The organism is Streptomyces sp. NPDC057638, from assembly GCF_042800315.1.
Taxonomy (GTDB): Bacteria; Actinomycetota; Actinomycetes; order Streptomycetales; family Streptomycetaceae; genus Streptomyces.
The window spans coordinates 1-2,657 of record NZ_JBHVHF010000542.1; the positions used below are offsets into that span (position 1 = coordinate 1).

Here is a 2,657-nt window from a genome sequence, read left to right on the forward strand (position 1 = left end):
GTCCCCCGACATCTACAAGCGCAGGGAAGGCGGGAAAGAAACGGTCCGCGGGCACAGGCCCGGGGGGACACCCCGCCGCACCCGACCAACCCGTAACGGGGGTGAACCGCCCTGCTCCGGGGCGGGCTTGACGCAGCTGAGCAGGCAGGGTGCTCGCGGGCCCGGAAGGTTGACACACCCGCCACAGATGGTAGAATAATATACGTCGAGAAGGGGAGGGCAAGCCCCGGACCGGCCACCACGCAGCCAACCGAGGAGAAGACCGTGACCACTCTGACCTCCCCGTCGGGGAAGACCTACCGCGCGGAGATCGTCACCGACTGGGACCACGGAGTCGTCGCGTACGACGTCGATCGAGCCGGCGCCTTCACCCTCGTCCCCGATGAGCGGGACGCTGACCGCATCGACATCGTCTACGGCCGCCCCGCCCACGCGGGCTCCTTCCCGGAGGCCGACCACGGGTGGACCGCCCAGCCGACCATCGGGTCGATCGCCATCTCGGGGCGCGCCCGCATCCGCGTCAGCGAGATGGAGCGGTTCATCGCCCGCAGGCCCGACGGCCGATTCGGGTGGCATGTCTGGATGGAGCGCCCCAGCCGCCTGCGGCCGCTCAAGGCCGAGCGGGACGCCTTCGCCGCCGCCACCGTCACCGACACGGCCAACCTGGGCGCGGCGCAGCTCGTGGCCGCCATAGCCCGCCACCACGCGGCCCGGCCGGACCGCTCGGCCGTGATCTGGGCGCGCGCCGCAGCCCAGGCCCCGGCACGCATCCGCGACCTGGAACTCCGGCGGGCCGCCGCCTTCCATCGCGCTGAGCGGGCCCTTGCGGAGGTGGGCGTCATCGACGGGCGGATCGCCGACCTCGGTGCGCTGGTCGCCCCCCGCGCCGCCGAACTCAGCGGGCCGTGAGGTAGGTCCGGCCGGGTGGAGGGTCCGCCCTCCACCCGGTGCCGGTTGACACCCCACCCCTCCGGGGGCTAGAATAATACATGTCGGAATGGGGAGGGCAAACCCCGGACCGGCCCACCATGCAACCAACGAGGAGAAGACCGTGACCACCGAGACCTCCACCAGCGCCCAGGCCCTCGCCCCCTCCAGCGACCCGACCATGGAACTGGTCTGGCTCAACCCCTCCGAGATCCACGCCGTCCGCAACATCCGCGCGGTGGACCTCGATTCCGACTTCGTCGCCTCGGTCCGCGAGCGCGGCGTCCTGGAGCCCGTCACGGTGATGGCCGAGGACGACGGCACGTACGCCCTGGTCTTCGGCTTCCACCGCCGGGCAGCGGCCATCGAGGCTGGCCGGGCCCTGATCCCCGCCATCGTGCGCACCGACATCAGCAGCAGCGCCGCGAAGATCATCGACCAGCTCACCGAGAACATCCACCGCTCGGACATGAAGCCCAGCGAGATCGCCGCCGCGTACGACCAGCTCGCCCTCGAAGGGCTGGACGTGGACGAGATCGCCCGCCAGGTCTCCCAGGACAAGGAGAAGGTCGCCGCCACCCTCCGCCTCCACAAGATGCCCAAGACGGCCCGGGACGCGGCCGACACCGGCCAGCTCGACTTGGAGGAGGCGGTGCAGATCGCGGAGTTCGAATCCGAGCCGAAGGTCTACGACCGGCTCCTCGGCGTGATCCGGAACGGCGGGAACCTGCCGTACGCGCTGATGTCCGAGCGCCGCAAGCGGAAGAACAGGGCCCAGAAGGCGAAGGCCAAGGCCAGCCTCGTCCTCGTCGGGATCGCCGTCATCCCCCAGCCGCAGTGGGACGGGATCCCGAAGGGCCTGAACAGCATCACGGACGCCGCAGGCACCGGGTACACCGTCGAAACCCACGCCCGGTGCGCCGGACACGCCGCCTGGGTCAGCCAGGAGGGAACCGTCACCTACGTCTGCCGGGACCCCAAGTACTACGGGCACACGGTCACCGGCCACTACCAGCACCTCACCGACGAGGAGCGGGCCCAGCAGGCGCGGGAGAAGCAGGAGCGGGAGGACCGGGCGGAGGCCCTGACGACGGCCGCCGCCGTCCGCCGCGACTTCATCAGCACCCTCGCCCGCTCGGGGAAGACCCCCAAGGGCCTCCACAAGGCCACCCTGGCCCACCTCTTCGCCTACGGCTTCACCCGCAGCCTCGGAGCGGGCGGCATGGACGAGGTCTTCGCCCTCCTCGGGGCGACCCGGGCGAAGGACGTGCCGCCCGCAGAGGCGATGCGTCGGCGGATCGACCGCACACCGGACCACAAGCTCCCGCTCATCCACTTCGCACAGCTCGCCGTCCACGCCGAGGACAACATGGCCCGCACGGCCTCCCCGCACCGCACGTACGGGTTCGATGAGGACTTCGCCATCGCCTGGCTGGAACTCCTCACCGGCTACGGGTACACCCTCAGCGAGCCCGAGGAAACCCTGCTCGCCGCCCTCCGCGAGACCCCCGGAGACGACGAGGAGGACGAGTACGAAGACGAGTACGAGGAGGACGACTCCGAAGGCGAGGCCCAGCCCGAGGCGGCGATCTCCGAGGGCGAGCCGGAGGACATCACCACGGACTCCGAGCCGGACGGCACCGCCGCCCGGGACGAAGGCCCCGAAGCCGCCGGGGAGACGGAGGCCGCCCGGGAGCCGGGCGAGCCCGGGGCGGACGAGAGTGTGGCCC

General features: G+C 71.3%; 2 protein-coding genes. Both read left to right on the forward strand.

Annotated features, from left to right (window positions below):
- Positions 1–264 precede the first annotated feature (264 nt).
- The gene (locus tag ACFVIM_RS34540; protein WP_384310182.1) at positions 265–909 is read left to right on the forward strand and encodes a hypothetical protein; all 645 of its coding nucleotides are present in this window, start codon (positions 265–267) and stop codon (positions 907–909) included.
- A gap of 142 nt (positions 910–1,051) precedes the next feature.
- Positions 1,052–2,657: ParB/RepB/Spo0J family partition protein (locus ACFVIM_RS34545; protein ID WP_384310185.1), on the forward strand; the 1,606-nt coding region annotated here is incomplete at its 3' end.